Below are 25,875 nucleotides of genomic sequence, written 5' to 3'. Positions count from 1 at the left end.
GCGCCGTGGATTGCTTCGCTGCGCTCGCAATGACGAGGTGCCCTGTCCCTACTGCCCGTCATCCCTGCGAAGGCAGGGATCCATCCGGGCTTGCCGCCTCGCGGTGAGCAAGGTGTCGCGGCGAGAAGGGCGATGGGCCCCTGCCTTCGCAGGGGCGACGGGGGTTTGGGACGGGAGGTGTCCGCCTCCAAGCTCGTCATTGCGAGGCCCGCAGGGCCGCGGCAATCCATGGCCGCTGGGCGCCGGTCATGATGAACGGCGGGGAAGGACACCCCTTGCATCAGAACCGGCTGCGCACGCCGACGTAGACGGTGCGACCCAGCGCGGAATAACCCGCCGCCGTCTCGTAGTCCTTGTCGGTCAGGTTCTCGACGCGGCCTTGCAGCATGAGGTTCTCCTTGATGCGCATCTGGGCGCGCAGGTCGATCAGCCAGTAGTCGGGCAAGGTTGCGGTGCCGGTGGCGGCGTTGAACGTCCTGCCCGAGTAGCGCGCGGCGACGCTGGCGCGAAGCCCTTGCGGCAGATCGACGCCCGCTTCGGCATTGGCCATGTGGCGCGGCACCCGCTGGAGCTGGCGGCCGTAGGTGGCGGCGCCTTCGGTGCGGTCCTCGGCCTTGGTCCAGCTGTAGTTGCCCTCGGCGAAGAGGACGCCGAGGCGCGCCGATCCGGCGAGTTCGAGGCCGCGCGCGGTCGCCGCCTTGACGTTGGCATAATAGCCGAAGCGGCTGGTGGTGGTGCCGGGGATGTAGCACTCGGCGGGCAGCGTGCCTCTGGTGGGGCAATAGGCGAAGTCGATCAGGTTGTCGGTATCGCGCTCGAACCAGGTGGCGGACAAGCGCAGCGCCTTGCCGAAGTTCTGCTCGGCGCCCAGTTCCCAACCCTTGGCCTTCTGCGGGGCGAGCCCGGCGGTGCCGTAGATCGAGTACATCTGGTAGAGCGAGGGCGCCTTGAAGCCCTCGTCGTAGCTGGCGCGCAGCACGGTCGCGCCCTCGTTCGGGGTATAGGCCGCGCCCGCGCTCCACACCGTCTGCCCGCCGAAGCGCGACTGGTGATCGTAGCGCGCCCCGCCGTCGAGGGTGAGGCCACGCAGCGGCGTCACGCGCAGTTCGGCGTAGAGGCTGTCCATGTCCACCGCATAGGGCTTCAGCGCATAAGGGGCGGCGTTGTTGGCGGGGGATGCGGTGGTCATCCGCTGCTCCTCGCGCTCGGCCCCGAACACGGCCTGCACCGCGTCGTTCAGCGTCAGCGTGCCCTGGTACTCGTAGCGGCGCAGGCGGCCGTGCGCGTCGAAGGTGATCTGGCGGATCGAGCGGGTGGGGTCGTAGTTCTCGCGGTCGGTCTCGTTCTGGAGCACGGCGATGCGGTTCACCAGCCTGCCGTCCAGCAGCGCGAAGTTGACGCCCGCGTAGCCCGACCACTCCTTCGTCTTGCCGTAGGCGAGGGTGTCGCCCGAAGTGCCGTCGAAATCGTTGGTCGCATCGGCCCAGTAGCCACGCAGATCGACGCTGACGCCGGGGGCGACGCGCAGGGTCACGGTGCCGCTGGCGGCGCTGCGCTGGAAACCGTCATCCTCGGTTCCGTTCGACCGGGCCGAGATGCCGTCGGTGGTGAAGCGCGAGGCGGACAGGCGCCAGTCGATGAGGTCGGACGAGCCGCCCACCCCGGCGCGGGCGGAGATGGTGTCGTGCGTGCCCGCCTCCACTGCGAAGCTGCCTTCGAGCGGCGCGGTCGGGCGGCGGGTGCGCACGTTGACGACGCCGCCGGTCGCGTCGCTGCCCCACAGGATCGACTGCGGCCCGCCCAGGATCTCGATGCGGTCCACATCGTCGAGCAGGAGGTTGGAGAAGCCGTAACCGCCTGCCGTCGCGGACGGGTCCGACAGGCGCATGCCGTCGATCACCATGACGGTCTCGCCCGAGTCCGCGCCGCGGATGCGCAGCGAGGTCGTGGTGCCGTAGCCACCGTTGCGCGACATCGAGACGCCGGGGGTGCGCAGCAGCGCATCGGTGAGCGCGATCGGCTGCAGGGCGACGATCGCGGACTCGTCGAGCACGGTGACGGTGGCGGAAACGCGCTCCACCGCGACCGGGGTGCGCAGCGCACTGACGAGGATGTTGTCGGTGGCCTCCGGTGCGCCTTCAGGGACGTTCGGTGCGGCCTCGGTGCCGTTCAGTGCTTGGGCCGGATTGGCCGAAAAGAGCAGCGCGAGGGTGGCTGCGGTAGAGGTAAGATACTGTTTCACTTGCATTCCTTCATGCGGACGGCGGTGCTCCGTCGGCCTGTCGGAATGCGAGGGGTGGGCGGGCGCAGACGGACAGCGCGACGCCTCCCGCATGCCCGTCGGGCCGCCGGAGCGATGGCTGTCGTTGCGCGAGGAATGGCTTCCCCCGTTCGCCCGGCACACCCTGTCCGGTCGAAGAACGACTGCGACGGGCAGGTCTCCTGGCTCACGGGTCAACACCGGTTTTCGCCGCCTTCTCAGGGGTTTGCACCCCCAATGGCATGTGGCGAACGGCTCTTCCGCTTACAGTTGCAGGGGCAGCCCGGGCATTACACCCGCGTTCCCTTTTGATCCCCTCGCGGGGAACCTGTCGCGAGGGGGCAACTATCGTGCGGTGATGCCCCTTGCAAGAGCCCAAAGCTTGCGCCGACCTGCCGGAAACCATAGGTCCGCGCGGGAAATGACCGATATCGCCACAGCATCCTGTCCCGCCCTCCTCGTCACCGCGCCATCCTCGGGGCAAGGCAAGACGCTGGTGACGGCCGCCCTCGCCCGCCGCCACCGCAACGCCGGACGCCGGGTCAGGGTGTTCAAGTGCGGCCCGGATTTCCTCGATCCGATGGTGCTCGAAGTCGCCAGCGGCGCTCCGGTCCACCAGCTCGACCTGTTCATGTGCGGCGAGGCGCAGTGCCGCGCGCTGCTCCATGAAGCCGCACTGGAGGCCGACCTGATCCTCGTCGAAGGGGCGATGGGCCTATATGACGGCACCCCCAGCGCGGCCGATCTGGCGCGGAAATTCGCGCTTCCGGTGCTGGCGGTGGTGGACGGTTCGGCCATGGCGCAGACTTTCGGCGCGCTGGTCCATGGCCTTGCGACGTACCGGGAAGGCGTCGATCTCCATGCCGTCATCGCCAACCGCGTCGGCTCCGCGCGGCATGCGGAACTGCTGGAGGCGGGCGTGCCGTCCACGGTGAAATGGCTGGGCCATCTGCCGCGCGAGGCGGGGGTGACGCTGCCCGAGCGACACCTCGGTCTGGTGCAGGCGTCGGAAGTGGCTAACCTCGACGAGCGGCTGGACCGTGCCGCCGCGCTGTTGCCGGATACCGTGCTGCACTTGCCAACGCCGGTCGATTTTGCGCCGGGAACGGCGGAAATCGGCGCTGATCTATCGGGGCGACGCATCGCCATCGCGCGGGATGAGGCGTTCGCCTTCATCTACCGCGCCAACCTCGAATGGCTGGAACGGGCGGGCGCGAGCCTCGCGTTCTTCTCGCCCCTGTACGACGCCGAACTACCCGAATGTGATGCGCTATGGCTGCCGGGCGGCTATCCCGAACTGCACCTCGACCGGCTGGCGGCCAACACGCCGATGCTGGCGGCGATCCGTGCGCATCACGCGCAGGGCAAGGCGATTCTCGCCGAGTGCGGGGGGATGCTCTATACCTGCGCTTACCTGACTGACCGCCAAGGGAGAAGCGCGCAAATGCTGGGAATTTTGCCCGGTGATGCGACAATGCAGCCCCGGTTTGCCGCGCTGGGCATGCAGGAGATCGACCTGCCGGGCGGCACCCTGCGTGGCCACACCTTCCACTATTCGCGGCTGGAAACGGCGCTTTCCGCCGACCTAAGAGCCCGGACTCCGGACGGGCGCGAGGGGGAAGCGCTCTATCGCGTGGGCTCGCTCACGGCGAGCTACATGCACGGCTACTTCCCCTCCGCGCCGCTCGCCGTGGCGCAATTGTTCGGTCAGGCCTCGACCAGCGATTGACCCTTGGCGGCGAGGACTTCGGGCTCCTCGCGCGGGCCGGTGGGGCCAGCCTCGACGATGCCGGGTTCCGGTACGCGGAAGAACTTCGCGGCCCCGGCCTTCTGGCCGAGATTCTCGCTCGACGACAAGCTGATGAGCCATGGCGAGAGGAACAGGCCGACGATGATCGGCGAGAGCCAGATGGCGGTCGTCACATCGAGGAAAGCCGTTGCCGCCAGCGCCGCGCCGAGCAGCAGGTGCTCGCGCAGGTCGGGCAGGACTTCGCGCACGGTGATGCGGCGAGCGTCGCGGGTCTGCGTGTTCCAGCCCGCCGAGATGCCGAGCAACAGGCCCAGCAGCGCCTTGGTCTGCGTCACCATGGTGATCGGCGCGAGCAGCATGGCGAGCACCGTCTCCAGCGCGACCGAGCGGAGAACGGCGGTAGTGCCGCCGAAGCTGGCGCGGCGTTCGCGGTCCGCAAGCATCCAGATCAGGCCCATGATCTTGGGGCCGAACAGCAGCATCACCGTCAGCGCCAGCACGCTCGGCGGGGCGAGGGTGACAAACCCGCCGGTGCCCTGCGTCGCGACCTGACCGATCATGGTCAGGATGAGCAGCAGCCAGCCTGGCGAGGTGAGGTAGGCCGAGGCACCGATCAGCAGGTGCAGGCGGCTGGCCCAGTGCAGGCCCGACGCGCCGAGCAGTTGGAGGTGCTGCAGGTTGCCCTGCATCCAGCGCCGGTCGCGGATGGCCATGTCGACCACCGTGGGCGGGAATTCCTCATACGAACCGCCGATCATGACCATGTGAACGGCCCAGCCACGACGGCGCAGCAGGGCGGATTCGAGCATGTCGTGGCTCAGGATATGGCCGCCGAACGGGGCCTTGCCGGGGAGTTCGGGCAGGCCGCAGGCTTCGGCGAAGGCGCGCGTGCGCACGATGGCGTTGTGGCCCCAGAAGTTGGCTTCGGAGCCCGACCACCACAGCAGCCCGGCGCTGGCGATGGGGCCGTAGGCCTCGCTCGCGAACTGCATCCAGCGCTGGAACAGCGTGCGGGCATTGGTGATCATCGGCACCGTCTGGAGCAGGCCGATCGAGGGGCGCTCTTCCATGATCGAGGCCATGCCGACGATCGTCTCGCCGCTCATCATCGAGTCCGCGTCGAGGATCAGCATGTTCTCGTAGGCGCCGCCGAAGCGCTTCACCCACTCGGCGATGTTGCCGGGCTTGCGGGCGATGTTCTTCTCGCGGCGGCGGTAGTAGATCTTGATCGGTGCATGATCGGCGAGTTCGCGCCAGGCCGCTTCCTCGCGCTTGCCGTGGAAGGGGTTGGAGTCGCTGAGGACGAAGAAGTCGATCCACGCTGCGCCGCCCGCTTCGGCGATGGAGTAGGCCATGGCGCGCACGCGGGCGAAGACTTCCTCGACGCCCTCGTTGTAGACCGGCATCAGCACGGCGGTCTTGTGGCGCAGGCTGGAGGCCGGGCTGGGGAGTGCGGTGAAGCCCGGATGTTCGCCGGTTATGAGTTTGAGGAAGCCCATCGTCGCGGTCACAAAACCGAACGAGATCCAGCAGAACAGCGGCACGAAGAACACCAGCAGCGCCACTTCGACCCAGTCGAGCCCATCACGCGACAGTTCCATGCGCACCGTGCTCGACGCCGCAAGACCGATCACCGCCGTCAGGGCCAGCAGCAGCAGGCGCTTCACCAGCATGCCGTGCGGCGCGGTCAGAACCTCGCGTGCGCCGGGCGGATTGCCCCACAGGTTCTGGATCGGCATCGCCATCGGCGATTCGGCCGGAAGCATCGGCGAATGGTTCATGGGCGTCGCACTCATGTTTCGATGGCCTTGATAACGGTCTCACTGAGCGCGGAGTTGCCGCGCTTTAGGAAAAGTCTGAATTGCGCCTGTGCAACAGCGGCGGAGCGTACGTCGATCATCGCCCGCCACCGGCCTTCCGAGCGCGCCACCGGATAGGCGACGGCGGACACTATCGCCCCTTTAGGTAGGTCGGTGTCCGGCGTCACGCCACTGTCCCGCCCCAGTCCTGCGAGCGCCGGCCCGGCGAAGTCGAACACGAACTTGCGCACGCCGTCGAGCGGCGGCGAGCCGGGCGCGCCGCCCGGCCCTTCGAAACTATCGACGCAGCGGGAGGTGCTGTTTGTGGTCGGATCATTCGAAGTCCAGGTCAGCCGATAGGCGATATCGCGGCGCTGCCCAGCCTTGGCGAGACGATCGCTGCGCCAGAACAGCGCGATGTTGTCGAGCGTCTCGGCGTTCGTCGGCATCTCGTAGAGCCCGACCGAGCCCGGTCCCCAGTCACCCTTGGGCTCCACCCAGAGCGAGGGGCGGCGGTCGTAGAACACGCCGTCGTCCTGATAATGATCGAAAGTCTGGTCGCGCTGGAGCAGGCCGAAGCCCTTGGGCGAATCCGCGCGCAGAGAATTGAGGCGGGCGACCCTGGGGTTCTCCAGTGGACGCCAGACCCGCTCCCCATTGCCGGACCAGATGGCGAGGCCATCGGAATCGTGGATCTCCGGCCGCCAGTCGTTGCGGGCGCGTGGCGGGCTGGCCTGATCGTACCAGAACATGCTGGAGGCAGCGGCGAAACCCAGTTGCGCCACGTCCTTGCGCAGGAACAGCGCTGCGGTGACGTCCTGCGTCACGCCACCCGAAGTCTTGCGGCAATCGAAGGCATAGGCACCCGCAACGCTGGGTCCGTCCAGCAGCGCGTGGATGCGCACGGCGTCGGCGCCGACCTGCTCGATCCAGAAATGCGTGAAGTCGGGGAATTCCTCCCCCTTGGCGAGCCCTGTGTCGATGGCGATGGCGCGCGCGGAGAGGCCATATTGGTCGCGTCCACCCGATGAGCGGAAGTAGCTTGCGCCCTGCCAGGCCAGCCAGTCGCTGCGTCCGCTCGCATCCATGACGCGAAAGCCGACCGCATCGGTGTTCCCGCCGCCGACGAAGAGGCCCGAGGTGTCGACGATCTCGCGCGCCTGCCCACCCTCGACCACGGCGATGCGTACCGGCTTGGGGGCGGTGCCGCGCACGGCGGGGAACAGGCGCACGTTGCCCGCGATGGTGGGAGCGTCACCATACGTCAGCTTTCCGGCAGCATCGTAGTTGGCAGCCGCATGCGTCGATTCCGCAAGCGCGACGTAAGGCTTGCGGGCAAGATCGCGTGCGCGGGCGACGAGCTTGTCCCACGAGAACGGCTCCGGCGCGCCGAGCCGACCGCCCGTTGCAGCCTTCACGCCGCCTGGAAAGGCGCTTGCCGCCGCGAGCGCCGCAAACAGCCCCATGGCGGTGCGGCGCGACATCTGCGCGTCGTCGATCGAGATAGTTTCCACCCTTGCTGCCGAGGATTTCCGTCGAAGCCCATACGCACGGGCCGCCGAATTGTTGCAGTTCGGACCTTTCAACGACCTGACGCGGGCGCTCCGGCTGTCGCATCCCGCCAACCGATGATCGCACGATCGTCCGGTTTCAGGCCATTTGCGAAGACTTCGGTGCGTTTCCCGTCGCTCGCCCCGACGGTCACGTAGACCCGGCGCGGCTCGCCCCGATCGAGTACGTAGATGCGATCGCGACGCCGCGGTCCGCGCACCCCGGGCTCGAACTCCAGCGCGGCATTGGGGACCAGCAGGACGTTGCGCCGCTCGGGCAACTCGATCTCGACCGTACCCGCCATGCCGAGGCGTACCTGCGGCCCGGGCTTCTCGATGGTGAACACCGCGCGCGGCGGCACTGTCTGCGGGGGCGGAGATACGCGCAGCAGGGTCAGCGTGGCCGACTGCGGCGCATCGGGCTGGGCGTCGAGCCGCACCTGCGCCAGCGTGCCTGCCTTGATCGGCCCGGTCAGCTGCGTGTTGAGCGGTACCTCGATCGTAAGCGGTGCTATGCCCTGCGCGATGGTGAAGAGCGGCTGATGTTCGGCGATGGCTTGGCCGGGCTGTGCATGGCGCATCGCGAGCACACCGGTGAACGGCGCGCGAACTTCGGCCCCTGCCTTGCGCGTCTCGTCCTCCTTGAGCTGAAGTTGCGCAGCCTTGACCTGCGCCCTTGCTGCTTCGACGCTGAGGTCCGCACGACGGGCCTCGGCCCGCGCACGCTCGATCTCGTTGAGTGATGGTGCGCGTCCACCCGACCGGCGCCAGACGCTTTCGAAGCGGGCGAGGCGCGATCCGGTGTCCTGCGCGGCGACTTGCGCCGCCTCCAGAGCAGCCTGCGCCGCCGTCAGTCCCGAGCGGCCGATCTCGACCGCGCCTTCGACTTCGCCGGCATCGATGATCGCGAGCAGTTCGCCCTGCTTCACTTCGCCATCGCTCTTGCCCGAAACCCATGTCACGCGACCGGCGAGCGCGGAGAACACCGTCACCTCGCCGGACCCGCTCACCTGTCCGCGCTCCGAAACCAGCGGCGTCAGGTTGCCGCGTTCGATTGGGGCCGAATAGTAGGGCGAATCCTCACCGGTGACGAAGCGGACGAAGAACGTCAGCGCTCCCAGGGCCGCGAGCGCCAGCACCAGCAGGCTCAGCCAGTGGCGCATCACGCGCCGGGGGGCGGCGCCGAGCAGCGTGTCGAGCGGAGTGTGTGCGTCCTGTTCAGTCGCGGGTTGGTCAGTCACAGGGCGCAGTCACCGTTATCGTGGGGTCGGTGGCCGAGGGATCGGGGGCGACGATCGGCGCAAGGCCTTCACGCGCCCATTCCCCGTCCTTCCCGGACCAGAGATCGAACGTGGCCGTCACCCTGCCTGCCCGCGCATCCACCAGCGCAAGCTCGACACCCAGCGCGGCGGCCTCCGTGACATAAAGCGTGGAGAAGGCTCCGGCTCCCTCGCGGTAGGCGACACGGGCATCGCGGACCGTGCGGCGCGCTTCATCGAGCGCCTGCGTCAGCCGCGCTTCGCGCAGCACCGTGTCGGCGAGCGCTGCACGACGGGGCTCTTCCGGCGGGGCAATGGACAGAGGGTCAATCGGCGGATCGGGAATGGCGCCCGGTGAGCCGAGCTTGGCGGCAAGTGCGTCGGGCTGTTCGCCCACCAGCCTTGCGAGCTGTGCCATGGCTTCGTCGAGCCGTCCTTGCGCAAAGCCGAGTTCGCCTTGTGCCGTCTCATCCTGCGAACGCGCGAGCGAGCCGTCGATCGCCGAAGCCAGCCCGGCCTCGCGCCGGAACTGCGCGACCTCCGCATTATCCTTGTACTGGGTGCTCAAGCTGCCGCGCAGCGCGACGTCCTGCTGCAGGCGACGTACCTCTATATAAGCGAGGGCGATCTGTCGGGCGAGGCGTTCCTTGCGGGTCGATACGCGCTCGACCTTGTCTTCCCGAATCTGGGGATCGGCCTTCACACTTTTGTCGCCCAGCAAGCGGCCGAGCCTCGCGCCGATCCGCCTGGCGTCTTCGGCGGTCTGGTGATCGTACTGGCGAAGCGAAGCGATGCGACAGATGACTTCAGGGCTGATGTCCAGCCCTTGCTGAACCAGCGTTGCGAGTACAGGGTCGCCTGCCTCGCGCCACCATGCGGGCGCGGCAACGGACGGGGACGCGCTTGCCTCCGTTCCGCCGGCTGGCGTCGGTGCGCTGGCGACGTCCTTGCCTGCACCCGCGCAACCCGCAGATGCGAGAGCGAGTGCCAGAAGCGCGGCATTGCCCCGCCACGCACGTGATCTCAACATTCTCGACACGTAAACTCCGATAGCATCTGAGTGCGGTGACGCAATCATGCTGCGACAGCGAACGCAGGAATGGCCGTCTGGTGGCAAGGCAGATGTGCGATTGCTCCATAATATAGGGGTGGTGTGGAGCCCTGCACGCACCGCGCCGGGGCCGCATGCCTCACGAACCGCAGATTTCCGTCATTTGTTGGAAAAACTTCCAGACCTTTGTACAACTGCGACCGGCCGAAAGTTCAGACCTCTATCCCAATAGGGCAGGCCGCCGAAGCCCAGTTTCAGATGATCGATCAGTGCCCTCATCTTGGCAGACGACCTAGGCCCGTTGCGGATAGGCGATCTTGATCGGGGTCACGTCGGGATCGACGCCAATTTCAAGGATTTCGAGCGCGCCGTCCCTGACCGCCTCATAGCTGTGGAACGTCGGAAGCCACGCAATGCCAAGGCCCGCAATGAGTTTCTATACGGAGCCCGCCGGTGCGAACCATTTCGCCATGACGGGCGACGAGGCGGCCATCGTCGCCATCTCCGGCTATGGCCCTACGAGCGCCGACTATGTCGAGGCGAGGGATGTGCCGCGCCGTTAAGCCCCGCCGCGATCCGCGGTCCGATCATTGATTTTAAGCAGGCTCGGAAATGACGTTTTCGCGCATTGCCGTGCTGACCAAGGCGCGCGAGGCGATCATCCACAAGGAGTTTCACCTTTCCAGCGCCGATCGGCGTCTGGTGGGGGAGAAGGGCTACGACGCCGCGATCGTTTCCGACATTGAGGCGAAGTGGCTGGGTGCGGCGTTGACGGAGCAGTCGGTGTCGATGGTCTCGGTGATCGGCAGCGACGTCAACCAGCCGGAGCTCGTCCCGCGCGCGCTCATGGCGCTGGCGGATGCGGGCATCGGCATGGTCGCGATGCAGCAGCAGATCCGCAACGTGGACGTGCAGTTCATTGTCGGCGTCGAGGACTTCGATCCGGCCGTGCGCGTGCTGCACAAGGCGTTGGTCGAAAGCGTGGCAACCGCGCCGGAACGCGCGGCGGCCTGACGCCCGGTTCGACTTCGCCGATGCTGAACGCCATCTCGATGCTGATGGCGGGCGGCGGGTTCATGAACACGCTCGTCAGCGTGCGACTGGAACGCGCGGGAAGCGGCCGCTGGCGATCGGCCAGTTCACGCTGAACCTCGGCGGTGGCGGTTCGACGATGCCGCTGCTGGTAGGCTCGATCCTGATCTCGCTTGCCGTGCCGGTAGTCCTGACCCGGATCGCCGCGCCTGCACCGGGCGAGGGCGCGTCGCTGGGTTTCCGCGAACTCTACGCCGTCTCTCCGCTCGGCATCGTCGGTGCATTCCTGACCGGCGTAATGCTCGGCGCTCGGGGCTGGACCCGTCGGCGACCGCGCTGTTCATGAGCGTGGTCATCATCGGCGGCGTTGCGCTGCAATGGCCGCTCGGTCGCCTGTTCGACCGCATGGATCGGCGCAAGGTCATCGTGATTGGCTGCGGCGGAACGCTGGCTGCCAGCATTGCCATCGCCGTGATGGGCGCAAGTACGGCGCTGATGGCGTTCGGTGCCCTATTCGGCGGTCTCAGTTTCGCTCTGTACCCTCTGTGTGTCGCTCACACCAACGACCCACGCAGGTGTTGTGGTCTCCAACCCAGGAAGCCCGTGTGCGCTTCATTCTGAGTGAACTTGTGGCACCCGGACACCCTCGCCGGTCACGCGAGTGCGGAAACTGATGTTCGTTCCCGGCAACCTAGCGGGGCAGGGGCAAACACAGATATTCCTCGATACCAAAGCTAGGCGGAGCGCGGCGATCACCGTGCGCTATCGACCGGGATCGGTGCCGAGTTGGGGCGTCTCGTTCTCTTAGGTAGCTGCCGGAGCTGGCACACCGCCGCCGCACGACAGTCTGGCATGGTATAGCCTCGCTTGTTTCCTTCCGGCCTATCCACCGGCTGCCGCGAACGTATCGCGCAGCAGTGAAAAGCACGAACAGGCGCTGAACGACTATCGCATGGTCGTAAGGTCGCTCGGCACCTGCAACTGCACGCGATGACGGTGCTTATTCCATCGACGATTTGAAGGTTACGGGGACGGGGCAGGAATGACGGCATCTCAATCGGCAGCGCCGGCGCCCGAGGGCGGCATCCAGGAAAGGCTGGAGCATGTCGCGCTTTACCGCTGGTGGCGCCGGTCGGTCGTGCGGCGTGTCGATCACGAAGCGGTGATGGCGCGCATCGTCGAGGATAGTGGCTGGACGCCTCGCTACGCCTTTATGGTGATGATGTCGGCCGGCATCGCGGTTCTTGGCCTCCTGTTGTCCTCTCCCGCGGTGGTGATCGGCGCCATGCTGATCTCCCCGTTGATGAGCCCGATCCTTGGGCTGGGGTTCAGCCTTGCCCTGTTCGACTTCAGCGAGATGAGACGGGCGCTGACGGCGCTTGCGATCGGTGCCAGCGCGGCGGTGCTGTTCACGGCGCTGATCGTTGCGCTGTCGCCGCTCCAGGCGCCGACCAGCGAGATCATCGCGCGCACGCGACCAAACCTGTTCGATCTCGCCGTGGCGCTCTTCGCAGCGCTTGCCGGAACGTTCGCGATCATTCGTGGGCGCGGTGACACGATCGTCGGCGTTGCCATCGCAACGGCGTTGATGCCCCCGCTTGCCGTGGTCGGCTTTGGCCTTGCGACGTGGAACATGCCGGTGCTGGGCGGCGCCTTCGCACTGTTCGTCACGAACTTCGTCACGATCGCGCTTTCTGCGATGATAATGGCCCGGTTCTACGGTTTCGGCCACTACCTCTCCAGTCAGCAGACGTGGACGCAGACCTTCGTTCTGCTCTTCGTTTTCGTCGCAATGGCCATTCCGCTTGGCATTTCCCTCAAGCAGATTGCCGGCGAAGCGGTGACGCTGAACCAGACCCGGTCCTTCCTCTCCGAACGATTTGGTTCCGATGCTCGGGTTACTCAACTCGACATCGACTTCGACGCACAGCCGGCGGTGGTTCGGGCCGTCGTCATAACGCCGCGCGGCAGGATGAAGCGTATCGCAGCTTTGCAGGATGATCTCACCGCAAGACTGGGTCAGCCGATCAGGCTGCGTTTGGACCAGGTCCTGCTCGAGGCAGGGGCCGGCCCAATCGAGGCCCAGCGCGAGGAAATCCGGCAGGCGGGCGAGGCTGCCGCCATCGAGACCCTGCGCATCGCGAGCTTGTCGCAGATGCTCGCCCTGACGGCTGGCATATCTGCCGACAGCGTCACGATCGACCGCGATCATCATCGGGCAATGGCAAGCGCGACGCCGCTTCCCGGGGCGACCCTCGCCACATACCGCACCCTGGAGCGCCGGGCTGCTGCTCAGGCGGATGGATGGGACGTGGTGCTCACCCCGCCACAGATGGCATACCCATTGATCGGCTTCGTCGGTTCTCAGGATGCACTCGACCTTCCCGCGCGCGAAGCAGTTCTTGTGACGGCATGGGCGGCGAAGCGCTGGAATGTGCGCGCGCTTGGTGTTCCGGGGCTGCCGGAGGAGGCACCACAGACGGCCTCTTTGACCCAGCGACGGGCTATCACCATCGCTGATCTTCTGCGAGAGAATGGTGTCGAAGCCGTGCCCGCTCCGACCGCTGGAAGCCGGTTTGCTCTGCGAGAAGTCGAAGGAGATGGGGAACAACCTTGAGCCCGGCCCTTGTCAGCGCGCTGACCCTGCTGGGTGCGCTCGTTCTGTTTGTATCCGAGCGGGCGTGGTCAAATGTTTCGGGTGTTCCTTTAGGCCAATTGCCGTGCAGCGGGCGCGTCAGGATGCAGGGAGAGAGCGACAGTGTTGCGGATCAGCGCGATCAGGTCGGGCACGGCCTGTATTCGGTTCGACGAGAGCTGGCTTTTAAGGTTGAACGGTGCGAACCCAGCGATAGCTGACGGTCTGCACTTGGGCTGCGAAATTTGGGCGCCAAGCGTCCGAGATGGGCCGCTCCCTGTGAAGCGTTCTACCCATGGCCGTAAGGCCACCTGAGTTATGCCATGGGATTATCAGAATTTCACCCCGCCGCGCGCAAGGTTGGTGCGAAGCGAACACTCGAACCCTGTCAGATATGGACGATTCGCTTCTTTCTCGACCAGCATGCGACCTGCCGATCACGCTCGACAAGCCGCTCTTAGGCGGATGGTCATGGCGCCGCTTATCACAAGGTTGCTAACGCGAGTGCTCAGCGCCGGATGGTGATGGTGGTGAGAAAGTAGCGTCCTACCTGATCGTAGATCGTGGTGTCCTTGTACACCGGGTAAATCATCGGCGGCCTGGCATCGGTGATGTTGCGGATGCCGAACGAGGCAGTCATGTTCCCGTCGAAACGATAGGCGAATGACAGATCGGCATAGATGTGAGCCGGTATCGAATTGCGATCGAAGACTTCATCGGATTCCGCGTTGATCTCGTAGCGGCTTGTTCCGATGAAGCGCAGGCTTGCGGCGGCGCTGAAACGGTCGGTGCTCCAGGCTGCCTGAGCCGTAGCTTGCAGGCGGGGATGTTCCCAGTCGCCGTCGTAGCGCACGTCGCCCGTGTCGACGCCCGGCGTGCTCTCAACCATATGCCGCAGCAGGTAGGTGCCGTTCACCTGCAACTCGACCTGCCCGGACCCGAGCCTGCGCCGATAGGCGGCGCCGAAGTCGATCCCGCGGGCGGTCAGCCGGGCCGCGTTGATCTGGCTTGTCGATATCGCGGTGACCCGCCCATCGGACGGGTTGCGTGTGACGGCGTCGCAGAACGGATTTTCGATGCTGGGCAGATCGACGCAGAGGTTCAGGATGGTGGTGTAATCGAACTGCGTGATGGCATCGCGGATGTCGATGTTCCAGTAGTCCGCCGTCAGTTCCAGGCCGGCGACTAAGGAGGGCCTCATCACCGCTCCCACGGTCAGGCTGTTCGATGTTTCCGGGCGCAAGTCGCGGTTGCCCTGCGTGGTGATGATGGGCCCGACCTTGAAGTCGCCGAGGGGAACGAGGATGCCGAGAGCCCGGCAATTGGCGGACCGGGTGGCGCTCTGGTAATAGTCCGCCGCCTCGCACGGGTCGGTGATCGAGCCGGTCTGGCGCGAGACGGGCACTTCGTAGAGTTCCCCGAAATTCGGCACGCGCACGCTACGCGACCGCATGGTGCGCAGCATCAGGCCGCGCATCGGCGTCCAGGTGCCGCCCAGCTTCCACGTTCCCGTAGAGCCCACCGAGCTGTAGTGCGAGTAGCGATAGGCTCCTTCCAGATCGAGGCTCTGCGCAAACGGCAGATCGCGCAGCAGCGGCGCTTTGGCTTCGGCATAAAGCTCCCGGACGCTGAACGCGGCATCGAGGTCCGGGTGGACGGTATAGCCTGATCCGCCGTAGGTATATTCCGAAGGAGCGAGAGGATCGTCGCGGGTGTGCAGCGTCTCGCGCCGCCGTTCGAAGCCCAGCACGATCTGTATGGGGCCGTATGGCAGCTGCATCGGCGCACCGGCGAGGTCGAGGCCCCAGATCGCCTGGGTGTTGACCCTGCGCTCCCGCCGCGTGCCGAGCACGTAGGCCGCGAGTTGGGCGGAGGGCGGTGCCTGCCCGAATATGTCGTGCGGCACGCACCCCTCCGCCCTCGCTGCGGGATCGCGGCAGGCGGGCAGCCCGGTCCATGGATCGCTGACGACGTCGCGCGCGGCGAGCCAGTGGGACATCACGGGTATGTCGCTGGTCCGCACGTTGTCCACGGTGCGGCCGTATTGCTGGAAGGCGCTCCAGTGCAGCACCTCGCCGAGCCTGCCTTCGAGCTTCTGCCCCACGGTCAGGCTGCGACGGTCATGATACTCGCGCATTATCGGGAAATTGCCGTAGGTCCGCTCGATATCGAGCCGGGTCAGGCCGTTGGCCAGCATGAATTCGCGCAGCCCGTCCGGCAGAAACGGGTTGTCGAGGTAGGCCACCGAACCGCCCGCGCCGTTGAACCAGGTCGTCCGGCTGTCGTCGCGGTGGCGGGGAAAGCTGGCCGTGCCGCGATAGTCGGAGGCTCCGAAGTCGGCGTAGGCGCGGTATGCGATGTCGTCGGTCAGATCGTAGTCGAGACGCCCGATGACGGCGAAGGAATTGAGCCCGCCGCGAAGCTGGTCGGTATCGCGGAGATTCCGCCCGTCGCCGCCGTTGCCGTAGCTGAAATGGCCCGGATAATACGTCTGCTCGTAATGCGCGGGCCGTGGAGTGCCGCCATCGACGATGTACGACTGCCCCTTGAAGTGGAAGCTGGGGCGGTAGTCGAAATAGATCTGCCGGAAGTCCGGAATGGTGATCTGGTCCGGAATGCCGTCGTTTGCGCCCGTGTTCGCCGGATTGGCGATGCTGCGAATGTAGGTGGCGTAGCGCTGGGCGTAATCAAGCGCGGCGACATGCGAATATGTGGCGCCGAGCGCAACGGATCCCCGCCGGTCGGCGAACGTGGTGCCCGTCGACAGAGAGATGCTGGTTTCCGGGGCATCTCCGCTTTGGGAGATGCCGTGCGTGGCCGACAGGTTCAGGCCCTCGACCTGCTTCTTCGTCACGATGTTTACGGCGCCGGTCACGGCATCCGCGCCGTAGATCGCGGTGGCGCCGCCGGTGATGATCTCCATCCGCTCGATCATGGCGGTCGGGACCATCGTGATGTCTACTGCGGACGACCGCGCCGACCCGGACACGCGGCGCATCCCGTCGATCAGCGTCAGGCTGCGGTTGGTGCCGAGGCCGCGCAGCGACACCGAGGAGACGCCCGCGTCCCAGCCCTGCCCGAAGGCGTTGCCGAGCCCGATCCCGGCGGCGACCGAGGATTCGCGGGTCAGCACATCGTAGGCGGTGGTGCGGCCGAAACGGAGCGCCTCGTCCATGTCGATGACCTGCAGGGGCATGGCCGAACGGCCCGGCGTCTGCGGAATGTGCGATCCGGTGACGACGATCGGTACGGGCGCCTCGACGACCGGCGGGTGGATGTGCCGCTCCGGCGCGACGCCCAGAACCGCGACGCTGCCGTCGAAGGAGACCAGGGTGAGGCCCGACCCGGCGAGCAGGCGTTCGAGGGCGGCACGCACCGGCGCGCGCCCGCGCACGCCCGATGTCGTCCGGCCCTTCACCGCATCGCCACCGACGAGGATCTGGATGTCGGCCTGCCGCGAGAAGACGCGGATGGCGGATGCGGCCGGGCCGGCCGGAACGTCGAACCCGCGCTCGCGCGCGTGCGCAGGCACGCAGGCGAGGGCGGCGCCGGCGACGAGCGCCAGCGATACCGGGATCAGGCGGGCGCAGGAAAGCATCGCGCAGCCGCCCTATGCCCGGCTCATTTCTTCTCGATGACGAGCATTCCATCGCGCTCGCTGACGCGCGCGCCGGTGAGGGCGGCGGCCGCTCTCGCGAACTCGGCAGGACGGTCCGGCTTGAAGCGGCCGACGATGGTCATTTCACCGATTGCCGGATCCGCGATGACGATGCGCGTGGAATTGACCCGGTTGAACCGTGCGGCAGCCTCGCCGATCGACGTGTCGTCGAACCAGAAGCTTTGCGCCGGGCGCAGGGAAGCCCTGGGAGTGCCCGCCGGGTCGAGCGTAAGCGCATTGCCCGCATGGAGCATCACCGCCTTGTCGCGCGCACCCTCGGCCCAGACCCGGACCGTGCCTTCGGTGACGCGGACCATGCCGCCGTTCTCGCCCACGCGGCGGACCGAGTAGACCGTGCCCGTCGCCTCGGCATAGACCTGACCCGAACGCACGATGAAAGGCCGCGAGCGGTCCTTCGCGACATGGAACGTCGCCTCTCCGCGCTGGAGGGTGATATGCCGGAAGTGCCCGTCGAAGGCCGAGGCGATGGCGCCATCGCTGCCGAGATCGACTGACGATCCGTCCGCCAGCTCCTTCGTCTGTACGGATGTTGCGGGCGACGATTGCATCACCGGCAGTGCGAAGACGAGCGCGGCGGCGCTGGCCGCGACCGCAAGACCGATCGCAAAGGCCCGGCGCGGGAGGCGCGGATGGACTGTGTCGCCGCCCGGCTCGTCGTCGTTGCTGGCAGTCGGCATCGGAGCGGCCAGCGCGGCGTCCTCCATTGCGAAGTACGCTGCCTGCGCGCGCAGGTAGGCGCCCGCGTGCAGCCGGTCCTGGGCCAGCCACGTTTCAAGCTCGGCCCGTTCGGCATCGGTCATGTCCGAGAGGGCATTGCGTGCGGCCCATTCTGCCGCCGTCGCATCCATGCGCTCGCGTGTCTCGGTGTCGGTCAAGGGCGTCCGCCTCCTGCCCGGTCGGGCTCCTGCATGTCACTGACCCGGTCTTCGTCGGCAAGCATCTTCATCACCCGGCGGATGCCGCGCGTGACGTGGTTTTCCACGCTGTGTTCGCTGATGCCCAGCCGCTGCGCGGTCTCCTTTTGCGACAGCCCGTGCAGGCGGCGCAGTTCGATGACGCGGCGGCAGGTGAGCGATACCGTCGATAGATACCCGTCGATGCGCAACAACTCCTGCCTGGCTTCCGCCGCACGGTCGGCACGGGGATAATCATCCTCGACGCCGTGCAGCTCGATTTCCGTCACGGTTTTTTCGCCGGCTACCTTTCCGCGCCGGAACGTGTCCATCGCGATCGAGCGCGCGGTGGTGAAGAAATAGGCGCGCCCGTTCTCGATGTGCGCCACCGATTCCAGCGCGGCGAGGCGGCAATAGGCCTCCTGCACCACGTCGTCGACGTCGAGCGAGGGCCCATAGCGACGCGCCAGCCAACCACGGACGGCGGTTTCGTGGGGCAGGATTTCCCGCGCCACCCACCTCGCAATGCTGTCGCGTTGAGCCGTCATGGAAAATGCCCGCGCCCGAATCCCGATGTTCTTGTCCGCGTCGTCAGACCCTGCCGACGATGCTCCGCGCCCCTAGGCTTCGTTGTGTGACGGGACGATTACATTTCTGGCAGAGACGGCACTGCCCGGTGGGTTACGCAAAAATGTAATAAAATAGACCTTAAAATGTAATTTAATTTCTGGTGACGGAAACTTTCTGGAACGTCGTCTCAGGGCTGTCTGCGCTGTGCAGGGGGGCCATTTGCCATGACGTTTCATCGCTACCTGAATTTCGCATCGCTCGGCGCAGTCGCGCTCGCCACGATCCAGCCCGCTTTCGCTGAGGAGGAACCTTCCGGCGAGATCGTCGTCACCGGCAGCGCCCTGCGCAACAAGGAGGCGATCACCCAGCGGCGCGAAGGGCTGGGCGTCGTCGACTCGGTCAGCCAGGACGATACCGGCGATCTTGCCGACGAAACCGTGGCCGAGGCGCTCATCCGCCTGCCCGGCGTCAACGACATGCAGACGCTCTATGGCGAGCAGACCGCGAAATACATGTCGATCCGCGGTATCTCGCCCGATCTCAACTTCGTGTCGTTCGATGGGATCGGCATGTTCTCCGCTGCAAACGACGGGGCGGGCAGCCGTCGCGTGGATCTTGCGCTGATCCCGACGCAGGTCGCGCAGACCACACAGGTCTTCAAGACCTTCACCCCTGACATCGACGGCGGCGTGATCGGCGGTGCGACCAACATCGTACCCTACAGCGCGCTCGAAGGACGTGACCAGTGGTATGTCAGCGCCCGGGCGCAGTACCGGCCCAGTTCCACCGACGTCTACGCGAGGAACAGCCTGGGCGACTATGTCGATACGAAGTTCGGCGGCACGCTCAAAGGGCTGTGGGTCAAGCGGTTCGGGTCCGAAAGCCAGTTCGGCGTGGTCGCCAGTGCGGTCTACACGCAGGAAAGCTGGACCGCTTCCAAGCCCAACATCAACGCCCGCACCTACCTCAACGCCGCGGGCAAGGCGGCGGCGGAAGACCTGTCCGACTGGGACGGCAACGCCGCGATGCCGAACCGTATCCGCACGCTGAACTACACCAAGTTCCGCAAGCTCTACGGCGGCTATCTCGGCCTCGAATACCGCGCCGCGCCGAACCTGACGCTGACCGCATCGGTGTTCGACTACCGCCAGGACGAGGACCAGACGCTCAACGACTACCGCGTCGACAGCATCGCCAGCCCCCAGTATCTCAGCCCCACCGTGGCGCGCATGAAGATCGGCGTGATCCGCCCCTTCGTGGACTACGACCGGTTCAAGACCGAGTTCCGCGGCAGCATCCTCAAGGGCAAGTGGGAGATCGACCCGGCGACCGTGCTGGAAGTGCGCGGCGGCTACGGCCTCTCCACCTTCCGCAACACCGACCTCGGCGTCGGCTATTCGTACAGCCCCAAGGCCGATTACGTCACCGTGGACATGACCGATCCGCGTCCGACCTTCGTGTTCGAGAACCCGGCGGACATGGTCAACATCGCCAACTTCTCCGGTTATTCGGCGGCGGACATCACCAACAGGGCGGATTTCGAATCCTGGGAGGGCCGCGCCGACCTGAACCACAACTACGGCGGCGATACGCTCGGCTTCGGCTTCGCGGTGGGCTTCGATGCGCGGACGGTCGATGCTGTGCGCGACCAGACGACGATCAACTACAACAAGCCCAACGGTGGGCTGGGCGACATCGGCTTCGTGCCGGACGAGGTCTCGTTCGGCTTCCCGTACCGCACCGTCTACGTCGACCTCGCGAAGTTCAACGCGAGCGTGAAGCCGTCGCTCACCGTCAACCAGGCGTCGAGCCTGAGCGCCTCCTACGCCAGCGACTACGGCTATCGCGAAACCATCCTTGCCGGCTACGCCAGCGCCATGTTCGCGACCGAGCGCACGCGCCTGATCGCGGGCGTGCGACTGGAGGACGTGGACTACCGCGCCGACGTCCCGCAGCGGGTTGGCAGCGTCTACGACGGCACCATGCAGGTCTACAACGGCGGCTACCGCTATGCGCTGCCTTCCGCCAGCCTCACGCATGACCTTGGCGACAGCCTGCGCCTGCGGGCCGCCTATTCGAAGTCGCTCGGCCGCCCGGCGTTCTCGGACATCGCGCAGGCCGAACTCGTCAACAACGAGAGCCTGACGATCACCAAGGGCAACCCCGACCTCAAGCCGCGCAAGGCCAACAACTTCGACGTGGCGCTGGAGCAGTACTTCAACGGCGGCAACGGTCTCGTCGCGGTGAGCGGGTTCTACAAGAAGATCGACGACGAGATCTTCGACCTGCGCACGCAGCAGGAACGCAATGGGGTGATCTACGACGTCACCACCCCGCTCAACGCCACCAGCGCCTCGCTGAAGGGCATCGAGTTCCAGTTCATCGACAACGGGATCGGCTGGCTGCCCGGTCCGCTGAAGGACCGGCTGGGCGTCTCGTTCAACGTGGCGCGCATGTGGGCGCACATGAGCTACATGAACGGCGAGAACCGCATCAAGCGCGACAACCTGCTGTTCCAGCCGGACTGGGTCATCAACGGCAGCGTGTTCTACCGCATCTTCAACGATGGCGAGATCCGCGTCGCCTACCGCTGGGCGGACCGGAACCTCAATACCGTCAACGCGCAGCCTTATGCGGACTACGTGCTCAAGGCGCGGGGCCAGATGGACGCCTCCCTGCGTCTGCCGATCACGCCGAACCTGATCGTCAAGCTGGAGGCGAACAACCTCCTCGGCGACGATTACTCGATGATGCACGGGTATTATTCCGAGCGCTACACGCTGAGCCAGGACCGCAAGTTCTTCCTCGACATCGTGTTCAAGCACTGAGGGGCGGGAGGATGACCAGCTTCACCCGCCGCCGCCTGCTGCAGAAGTCCGCGCAGGGCCTTGCCTTCTCGGCCGGGGCCACGCTGATGCCGCCCAACGTGCAGAAGGTGCTGGCGCAGGGGCTGCGCCGGAGCGGCTCCATCCGCGACATCAAGCATGTTGTCATGCTGATGCTGGAGAACCGGTCCTTCGACCATTACTTCGGCACGCTGCCGGGCGTGCGCGGTTTCGGCGATCCCACCGCCATGACGCTGTCGACCGGGCGCAGCGTGTTCCATCAGCCGGATGCGCTGAACCCGGACGGCTACATGCTGCCCTTCCATCTGGACACAGCGAACCACGCCGAACTCATCCCCTCTACCAGTCATGCCTGGGCGACGCAGCATGCGGCGTGGAACGGGGGCCGGATGGACAACTGGCTGCCCGCCCACCGCGCTGCGGACGGCGATCACGGTCCGTACACGATGGGCTACTTCAAGCGCGAGGACATCCCGTTCCATCACGCGCTGGCCGATGCCTTCACGATCTGCGATGGCTATCACTGCTCCGTCCTCAGTTCGACGCGGCCCAACCGGCTCTACTACCTGACCGGCACGATCGACCCGGACGGTCTGGCAGGTGGTCCGCACACCACGCAGAAGACCCCGCCGGAAGGCCTGCGCTGGAAGACCTATGCAGAGCGTCTGGAGGAAGCGGGCGTGAGCTGGAAGGTCTACCAGCACGCGGACGACGGCACCGGCTTCAACGTGCTGCGCCTGTTCCGGCAGTTCATGGATTCTGCGCCCGGCTCACCGCTGCGGTCGAAGGGCATGCCTTCGGCTTCGGACGGTGAGTTCGAATGGGACGTGATGCACGATCGCCTGCCCACGGTGACGTGGCTGTGCCCGACCAACGAGGCCTCGGAGCATCCGCACAACTCGATCCCATCGGCGGGTGCGGAGTTCATCGCGGGCAAGCTCGATGCGCTCGCCGCCAATCCGGATGTCTGGGCAAAGACCGCCTTCATCATCAACTACGACGAGAACGACGGCCTGTTCGACCACGTTGCCCCTCCGGTCGCACCTGCGGGCACGCCGCATGAGTTCGTCGACGGCGTGCCCATCGGCGCCGGGTTCCGCGTGCCGTGCATCATCGCCTCGCCGTGGACGGCCGGTGGCTGGGTGTGCAGCCAGAACTTCGACCACACCTCCGTCCTCCAGCTTCTCGAGCAGGTGACGGGCGTGCGCGAGCCCAACATCTCACCGTGGCGGCGGCGCACCTTCGGCGACCTGACCGCCGCGTTCCGCTTCGGTGAGGCGCCCGCGCAGGCGCCGCAACTGCCCAGCACCGCCGGGCTGTTCCATCGGGGGCGGCATTCGAAGAGCCACCTGTCCTCGCCACCGCTTCCCGCCGACGCGCAACTGCCGCCGGTGCAGGAGCAGGGCACGCGCAACCGCATCGCCTGAGCGCGGGTCGTTTCCATCAATCGATTTTTGAGAGCCGCGCGACTGCGGCGATTTTCGGGGGTTAAGTTCATGAAGTCTCGGTATTCGATCCTGTGCTGCGGGGCGGCGGCAATCGCCATCGCGCAGGCCATGCCCGTACAGGCGCAGGAGAGGGCGGCCAGCGCTGCCGCGCCGCAGAAGGCGGAAGGCGCCGTGCGCGGCCGCGTGTTCAACACCGTCACCGGCGAATACGTGCGCAACGCCGAGGTCCGCCTCGCGGGCGAGAAGACCGTCGTCTATTCGGATGAAGGCGGTTCCTTCCGCCTCAACAACGTGCCCGCCGGCGAGGCGCGCGTGATCGTGCGCTATACCGGCCTTCAGGAGCAGGCCATCGTCGTCCAGGTGACGCCCGGCGAGACTTCCGATGTCGATTTCCGCCTCAACGCACCCTCGTTCGATGCCGCCAGCGGCGTAGACGGCGCCGCGATCACCGTCACCGCGATCCGCGACGGTCAGGCAGCCGCGATCATGGAGCGCCGCGCCGCCACCAATGCCAAGACAGTCGTTGCCGCCGACAACTACGGCCTGCTGACCATGGGCGACGTGGGCGAGTTCATGAAGCAGATGCCCGGCATCTCGCTCGACTACACCGAGGTTGACGCGACCGCCGTGCGCATCGGCGGCCTCGATCCCAAGTACTCCACGTTCACCACCGACGGTGCCCGCATGGCGACGGCGACTTCGAACAACAACAACGGGCGCCAGAACTCGTTCGAGCAGATGTCGATCACCGGCATCGAGTCGATCGAACTGAACAACACGCTCACCGCGCGCATGGACGCGGATGCGCCGGGCGGCACGATCAACCTGCGCTCCAAGTACGCGTTCCAGCGCAAGGGCCGGTTGCTTCGCCTCCAGGTGGGCGGCGTCGGCACATCCGATTCCGGGTTCTTCAACTCGATCTACCTGCCCGATGACAAGAAGCACGCCACCATCAAGCCTTCGGTTTCGTTCGGCTATGGCGATGTGTTCCTCGACGGTCGGCTCGGCGTGGCGTTCAACGCGAGCTACAACGCCAACTACGTCCAGCAGGACCGCATCCAGACCGACTGGTCCTACCTCGCCGATGGCCGGGTGATCCCGTATCAGGTGATGTGGCGCCCCGGGCCGAAGGAGACCAGCCGTACCGCCGCCAACCTGACGCTGGACTTCAAGGCGACCGACAAGCTGACCCTGTCGCTGCGCGGAACCTACTCGTTTTACGAGGTCGAGTACTACAACCAGTACACCTACCTCATCTTCGGGACCACGACCCGCTCCTACGCCACGCCGGATTCGACCTCGACCCATATCGTCGTCAATCCCAACGGCACCAACACGCGCCTGCACACGCAGTATTCGCATCGTTATGCCGGGACGCCCGCGATGCTTCTCGCGCCCAAGATCGAATACAAGAGCGATACCTGGGAAGCCGTGTTGCGCGGCAGCTATTCCAGTTCCGAGTTCAATTTCCGCGACAACAGCAAGGGCTTCTTCCAGCGCACCGACACGCGCCTGACGCGCATCGGCTTCACGCTGGACCGGCCCTCGGAAACCTCGAACGCATGGACGCTGACGCAAACTGCGGGCCGCCCATGGGGCGATCCCAACAGCTACAATCGCGACGACGACATCGGCAACAACATCCGCACGGCGGAATCCGACGCGCGCAACGAGATGTACGGCGGTAACCTCGACCTTCAGAAGCAGGTGGAATTCGGTTCGGTCCCGGTCACCTTCATGGCGGGTGCGGGCGCCCGCGTGAACGAGTGGTGGACGAACGAGGGTTCGTACAGCCAGTTCCAGTACGTCGGTCCGACGGGCGACCTTTCGCAGAAGGCGCTCGAGGCGGTGATCCCCGCCACCGACAAGTACAAGTTCGAGATCATCGGCTTCGACGCGGGCAACATGAATGCCCAGAACTGGCGCGCCGACAGCAACTACGCGATGTACGACATCTACAAGGCGCATCCGGAATACTTCGTCCCCGACACGGTCGGCAACCTCAAGCGTGAGCTGGACAACAACAAGCGCGTCAAGGAAGACATCTACTCCGCCTACGCCGAGATCCAGGGGCAGGCTGGCCGACTGAAGTTCGACCTCGGCCTTCGCTACGAGAATACCCGGACCGGCGCGCAGGTCGCCAACATCCGCCCGGACAGCGAAGTGGAGGCGGCGGGCTACAAGACCAATACGGTCGAGGGGCTGCTCTACCAGTACAACGGCGGCACTTACGGCACCCGTCGCGGCAAATACGACGACTGGTTCCTCTCGGGCGGTCTCAAGTACGACTTCACCGACAAGCTCGTCGGCCAGGTCTCCTTCAGCCAGTCGATCCTGCGCCCCGACTACGGCAACCTGGGCGGCGTGGTGTCGATCAACGACGACAGCCAGACCGTCAACGTCCCCAACCCGCTGCTCAAGCCCGAGCATTCGACCAAGTACTTCGCGAGCCTGCAGTACTATCTTGAGCCCTCGGGCATCATCGGCGTGTCCTACTACCGGCTCGACCTGAAGGACATGCAGGTCACCGGCATCGAGGTCGATCCGGCAGCGGTCGGCTTCGACCCGAACGAATACGCGGGCTATATCTTCCGCAGCGCGCAGAACGTTCCGGGCACCAGCACCAACTCGGGCGTGATCTTCGAGTACGACCAGCAGCTGACGTTCCTGCCGGGCGCTCTGAAGGGGCTGGGCCTGCGCGGTTCGGTCACGCTGATCGATACCGACGGCCCGCGCGTGAACATGCCCAAGCAGTCGGCGAACTGGGGCGTGCGCTACAGCCACTCGGGCTTCGACCTGCAACTGACGGGCAACTGGCAGTCGAAGTATCGCATGAGCGCGCTCAGCAACACGGAGACGACGGCCAACAACGGCATCCTCTACCATACCGACCGCGCGCTCTGGAACCTGAGCCTCAGCTACAAGGTCAACAGGAACCTCGAGGTGCTGATCGCCGGTCGCAACATCTTCAACTCGCCCGACATCGTCTACTCGAACGTGCGCAGCCGCGTGCGCCAGTACACAGTCTACGGATCGATGTGGAACGCCGGCATCAAGGCAACCTTCTGATCTGCCCCTGCTCCCCCGCGCGGCTTTCGCGCGG

General features: G+C 66.0%; 16 protein-coding genes, 1 pseudogene and 1 riboswitch. Of the genes and pseudogenes, 9 read left to right on the top strand and 8 right to left on the bottom strand.

Annotation, left to right across the window (positions count from 1 at the left end; translation table 11 throughout):
* Positions 1-280: 280 nt before the first annotated feature.
* Positions 281-2,248, bottom strand: coding sequence for a TonB-dependent receptor plug domain-containing protein (locus LO787_RS25675; protein ID WP_232493786.1), 1,968 nt, complete (start codon positions 2,246-2,248; stop codon positions 281-283).
* A gap of 167 nt (positions 2,249-2,415) precedes the next feature.
* Positions 2,416-2,607, bottom strand: a riboswitch (cobalamin riboswitch).
* 74 nt (positions 2,608-2,681) lie between these two features.
* Between LO787_RS25675 and LO787_RS25670 the strand changes: the two genes are divergently transcribed.
* Entirely contained in the window at positions 2,682-3,989 is a 1,308-nt protein-coding gene (locus LO787_RS25670) for a cobyrinic acid a,c-diamide synthase CobB (protein ID WP_232493785.1), read from the top strand.
* Here LO787_RS25670 and mdoH read toward each other — a convergent pair.
* From mdoH to LO787_RS25650, 4 genes are all read right to left on the bottom strand, one after another.
* Positions 3,968-5,806, bottom strand: a complete 1,839-nt coding sequence (mdoH, locus tag LO787_RS25665; protein ID WP_232493784.1) for a glucans biosynthesis glucosyltransferase MdoH — start codon at positions 5,804-5,806, stop codon at positions 3,968-3,970. The genes LO787_RS25670 and mdoH overlap by 22 nt on opposite strands.
* Positions 5,803-7,293, bottom strand: a complete 1,491-nt coding sequence (locus LO787_RS25660) for an OpgD/OpgG family glucan biosynthesis protein (protein ID WP_232496423.1) — start codon at positions 7,291-7,293, stop codon at positions 5,803-5,805. Before LO787_RS25660 ends, mdoH begins: the two co-directional genes overlap by 4 nt.
* Before the next feature lie 98 nt (positions 7,294-7,391).
* Positions 7,392-8,600 carry an efflux RND transporter periplasmic adaptor subunit gene (locus LO787_RS25655; RefSeq protein WP_232493783.1) on the bottom strand — a complete coding sequence of 403 codons (1,209 nt, stop codon included), beginning with the start codon at positions 8,598-8,600 and terminating at the stop codon, positions 7,392-7,394.
* Positions 8,593-9,648 (bottom strand): TolC family protein, encoded by a 1,056-nt coding sequence (locus tag LO787_RS25650; RefSeq protein WP_232493782.1) that lies wholly within the window; start codon positions 9,646-9,648, stop codon positions 8,593-8,595. Before LO787_RS25650 ends, LO787_RS25655 begins: the two co-directional genes overlap by 8 nt.
* Before the next feature lie 449 nt (positions 9,649-10,097).
* On the opposite strand from LO787_RS25650, the gene LO787_RS26130 reads away from it, so the two are divergent.
* The 5 genes and pseudogenes from LO787_RS26130 to LO787_RS25630 all read left to right on the top strand — a co-directional run bounded on the left by LO787_RS26130 (position 10,098) and on the right by LO787_RS25630 (position 13,318).
* Positions 10,098-10,232 carry a cupin domain-containing protein gene (locus LO787_RS26130; protein WP_255700827.1) on the top strand — a complete coding sequence of 45 codons (135 nt, stop codon included), beginning with the start codon at positions 10,098-10,100 and terminating at the stop codon, positions 10,230-10,232.
* A 43-nt stretch (positions 10,233-10,275) separates the two neighbouring features.
* Positions 10,276-10,683, top strand: a pseudogene (locus LO787_RS25645) (hypothetical protein); the annotation flags it as partial.
* A 157-nt stretch (positions 10,684-10,840) separates the two neighbouring features.
* Positions 10,841-11,047 carry a hypothetical protein gene (locus tag LO787_RS25640; protein WP_232493781.1) on the top strand — a complete coding sequence of 69 codons (207 nt, stop codon included), beginning with the start codon at positions 10,841-10,843 and terminating at the stop codon, positions 11,045-11,047.
* Entirely contained in the window at positions 11,044-11,322 is a 279-nt protein-coding gene (locus LO787_RS25635; RefSeq protein WP_232493780.1) for an MFS transporter, read from the top strand. Before LO787_RS25640 ends, LO787_RS25635 begins: the two co-directional genes overlap by 4 nt.
* A gap of 421 nt (positions 11,323-11,743) precedes the next feature.
* On the top strand, positions 11,744-13,318 hold the full coding sequence (locus LO787_RS25630) for a DUF389 domain-containing protein (RefSeq protein ID WP_232493779.1): 1,575 nt from the start codon (positions 11,744-11,746) through the stop codon (positions 13,316-13,318).
* A gap of 526 nt (positions 13,319-13,844) precedes the next feature.
* On the opposite strand, the gene LO787_RS25625 is transcribed toward LO787_RS25630, so the two are convergent.
* The 3 genes from LO787_RS25625 to LO787_RS25615 are packed head-to-tail and all read right to left on the bottom strand — an operon-like array spanning position 13,845 to position 18,456.
* Positions 13,845-16,934 carry a TonB-dependent receptor gene (locus LO787_RS25625; RefSeq protein WP_232493778.1) on the bottom strand — a complete coding sequence of 1,030 codons (3,090 nt, stop codon included), beginning with the start codon at positions 16,932-16,934 and terminating at the stop codon, positions 13,845-13,847.
* Between the two features lie 23 nt (positions 16,935-16,957).
* Entirely contained in the window at positions 16,958-17,890 is a 933-nt protein-coding gene (locus LO787_RS25620; protein ID WP_232493777.1) for a FecR family protein, read from the bottom strand.
* A complete protein-coding gene (locus LO787_RS25615; protein ID WP_232493776.1) occupies positions 17,887-18,456 on the bottom strand; it encodes an RNA polymerase sigma factor in 570 nt (189 codons plus the stop codon). Before LO787_RS25615 ends, LO787_RS25620 begins: the two co-directional genes overlap by 4 nt.
* A gap of 246 nt (positions 18,457-18,702) precedes the next feature.
* On the opposite strand from LO787_RS25615, the gene LO787_RS25610 reads away from it, so the two are divergent.
* The 3 genes from LO787_RS25610 to LO787_RS25600 all read left to right on the top strand — a co-directional run bounded on the left by LO787_RS25610 (position 18,703) and on the right by LO787_RS25600 (position 25,841).
* Entirely contained in the window at positions 18,703-21,306 is a 2,604-nt protein-coding gene (locus LO787_RS25610; RefSeq protein ID WP_232493775.1) for a TonB-dependent receptor, read from the top strand.
* An 11-nt stretch (positions 21,307-21,317) separates the two neighbouring features.
* Entirely contained in the window at positions 21,318-22,751 is a 1,434-nt protein-coding gene (locus LO787_RS25605) for an alkaline phosphatase family protein (protein ID WP_232493774.1), read from the top strand.
* A gap of 69 nt (positions 22,752-22,820) precedes the next feature.
* Positions 22,821-25,841: a TonB-dependent receptor gene (locus LO787_RS25600; RefSeq protein WP_232493773.1), complete on the top strand. Its 3,021-nt coding sequence runs from the start codon at positions 22,821-22,823 to the stop codon at positions 25,839-25,841.
* Positions 25,842-25,875 lie beyond the last annotated feature (34 nt).

Source organism: Novosphingobium kaempferiae, assembly GCF_021227995.1.
In the GTDB taxonomy this organism is placed as follows: domain Bacteria; phylum Pseudomonadota; class Alphaproteobacteria; order Sphingomonadales; family Sphingomonadaceae; genus Novosphingobium; species Novosphingobium kaempferiae.
The sequence above is the reverse complement of the archived record's forward strand: the minus strand, read 5'-3'. Positions and strand labels throughout refer to the sequence as shown.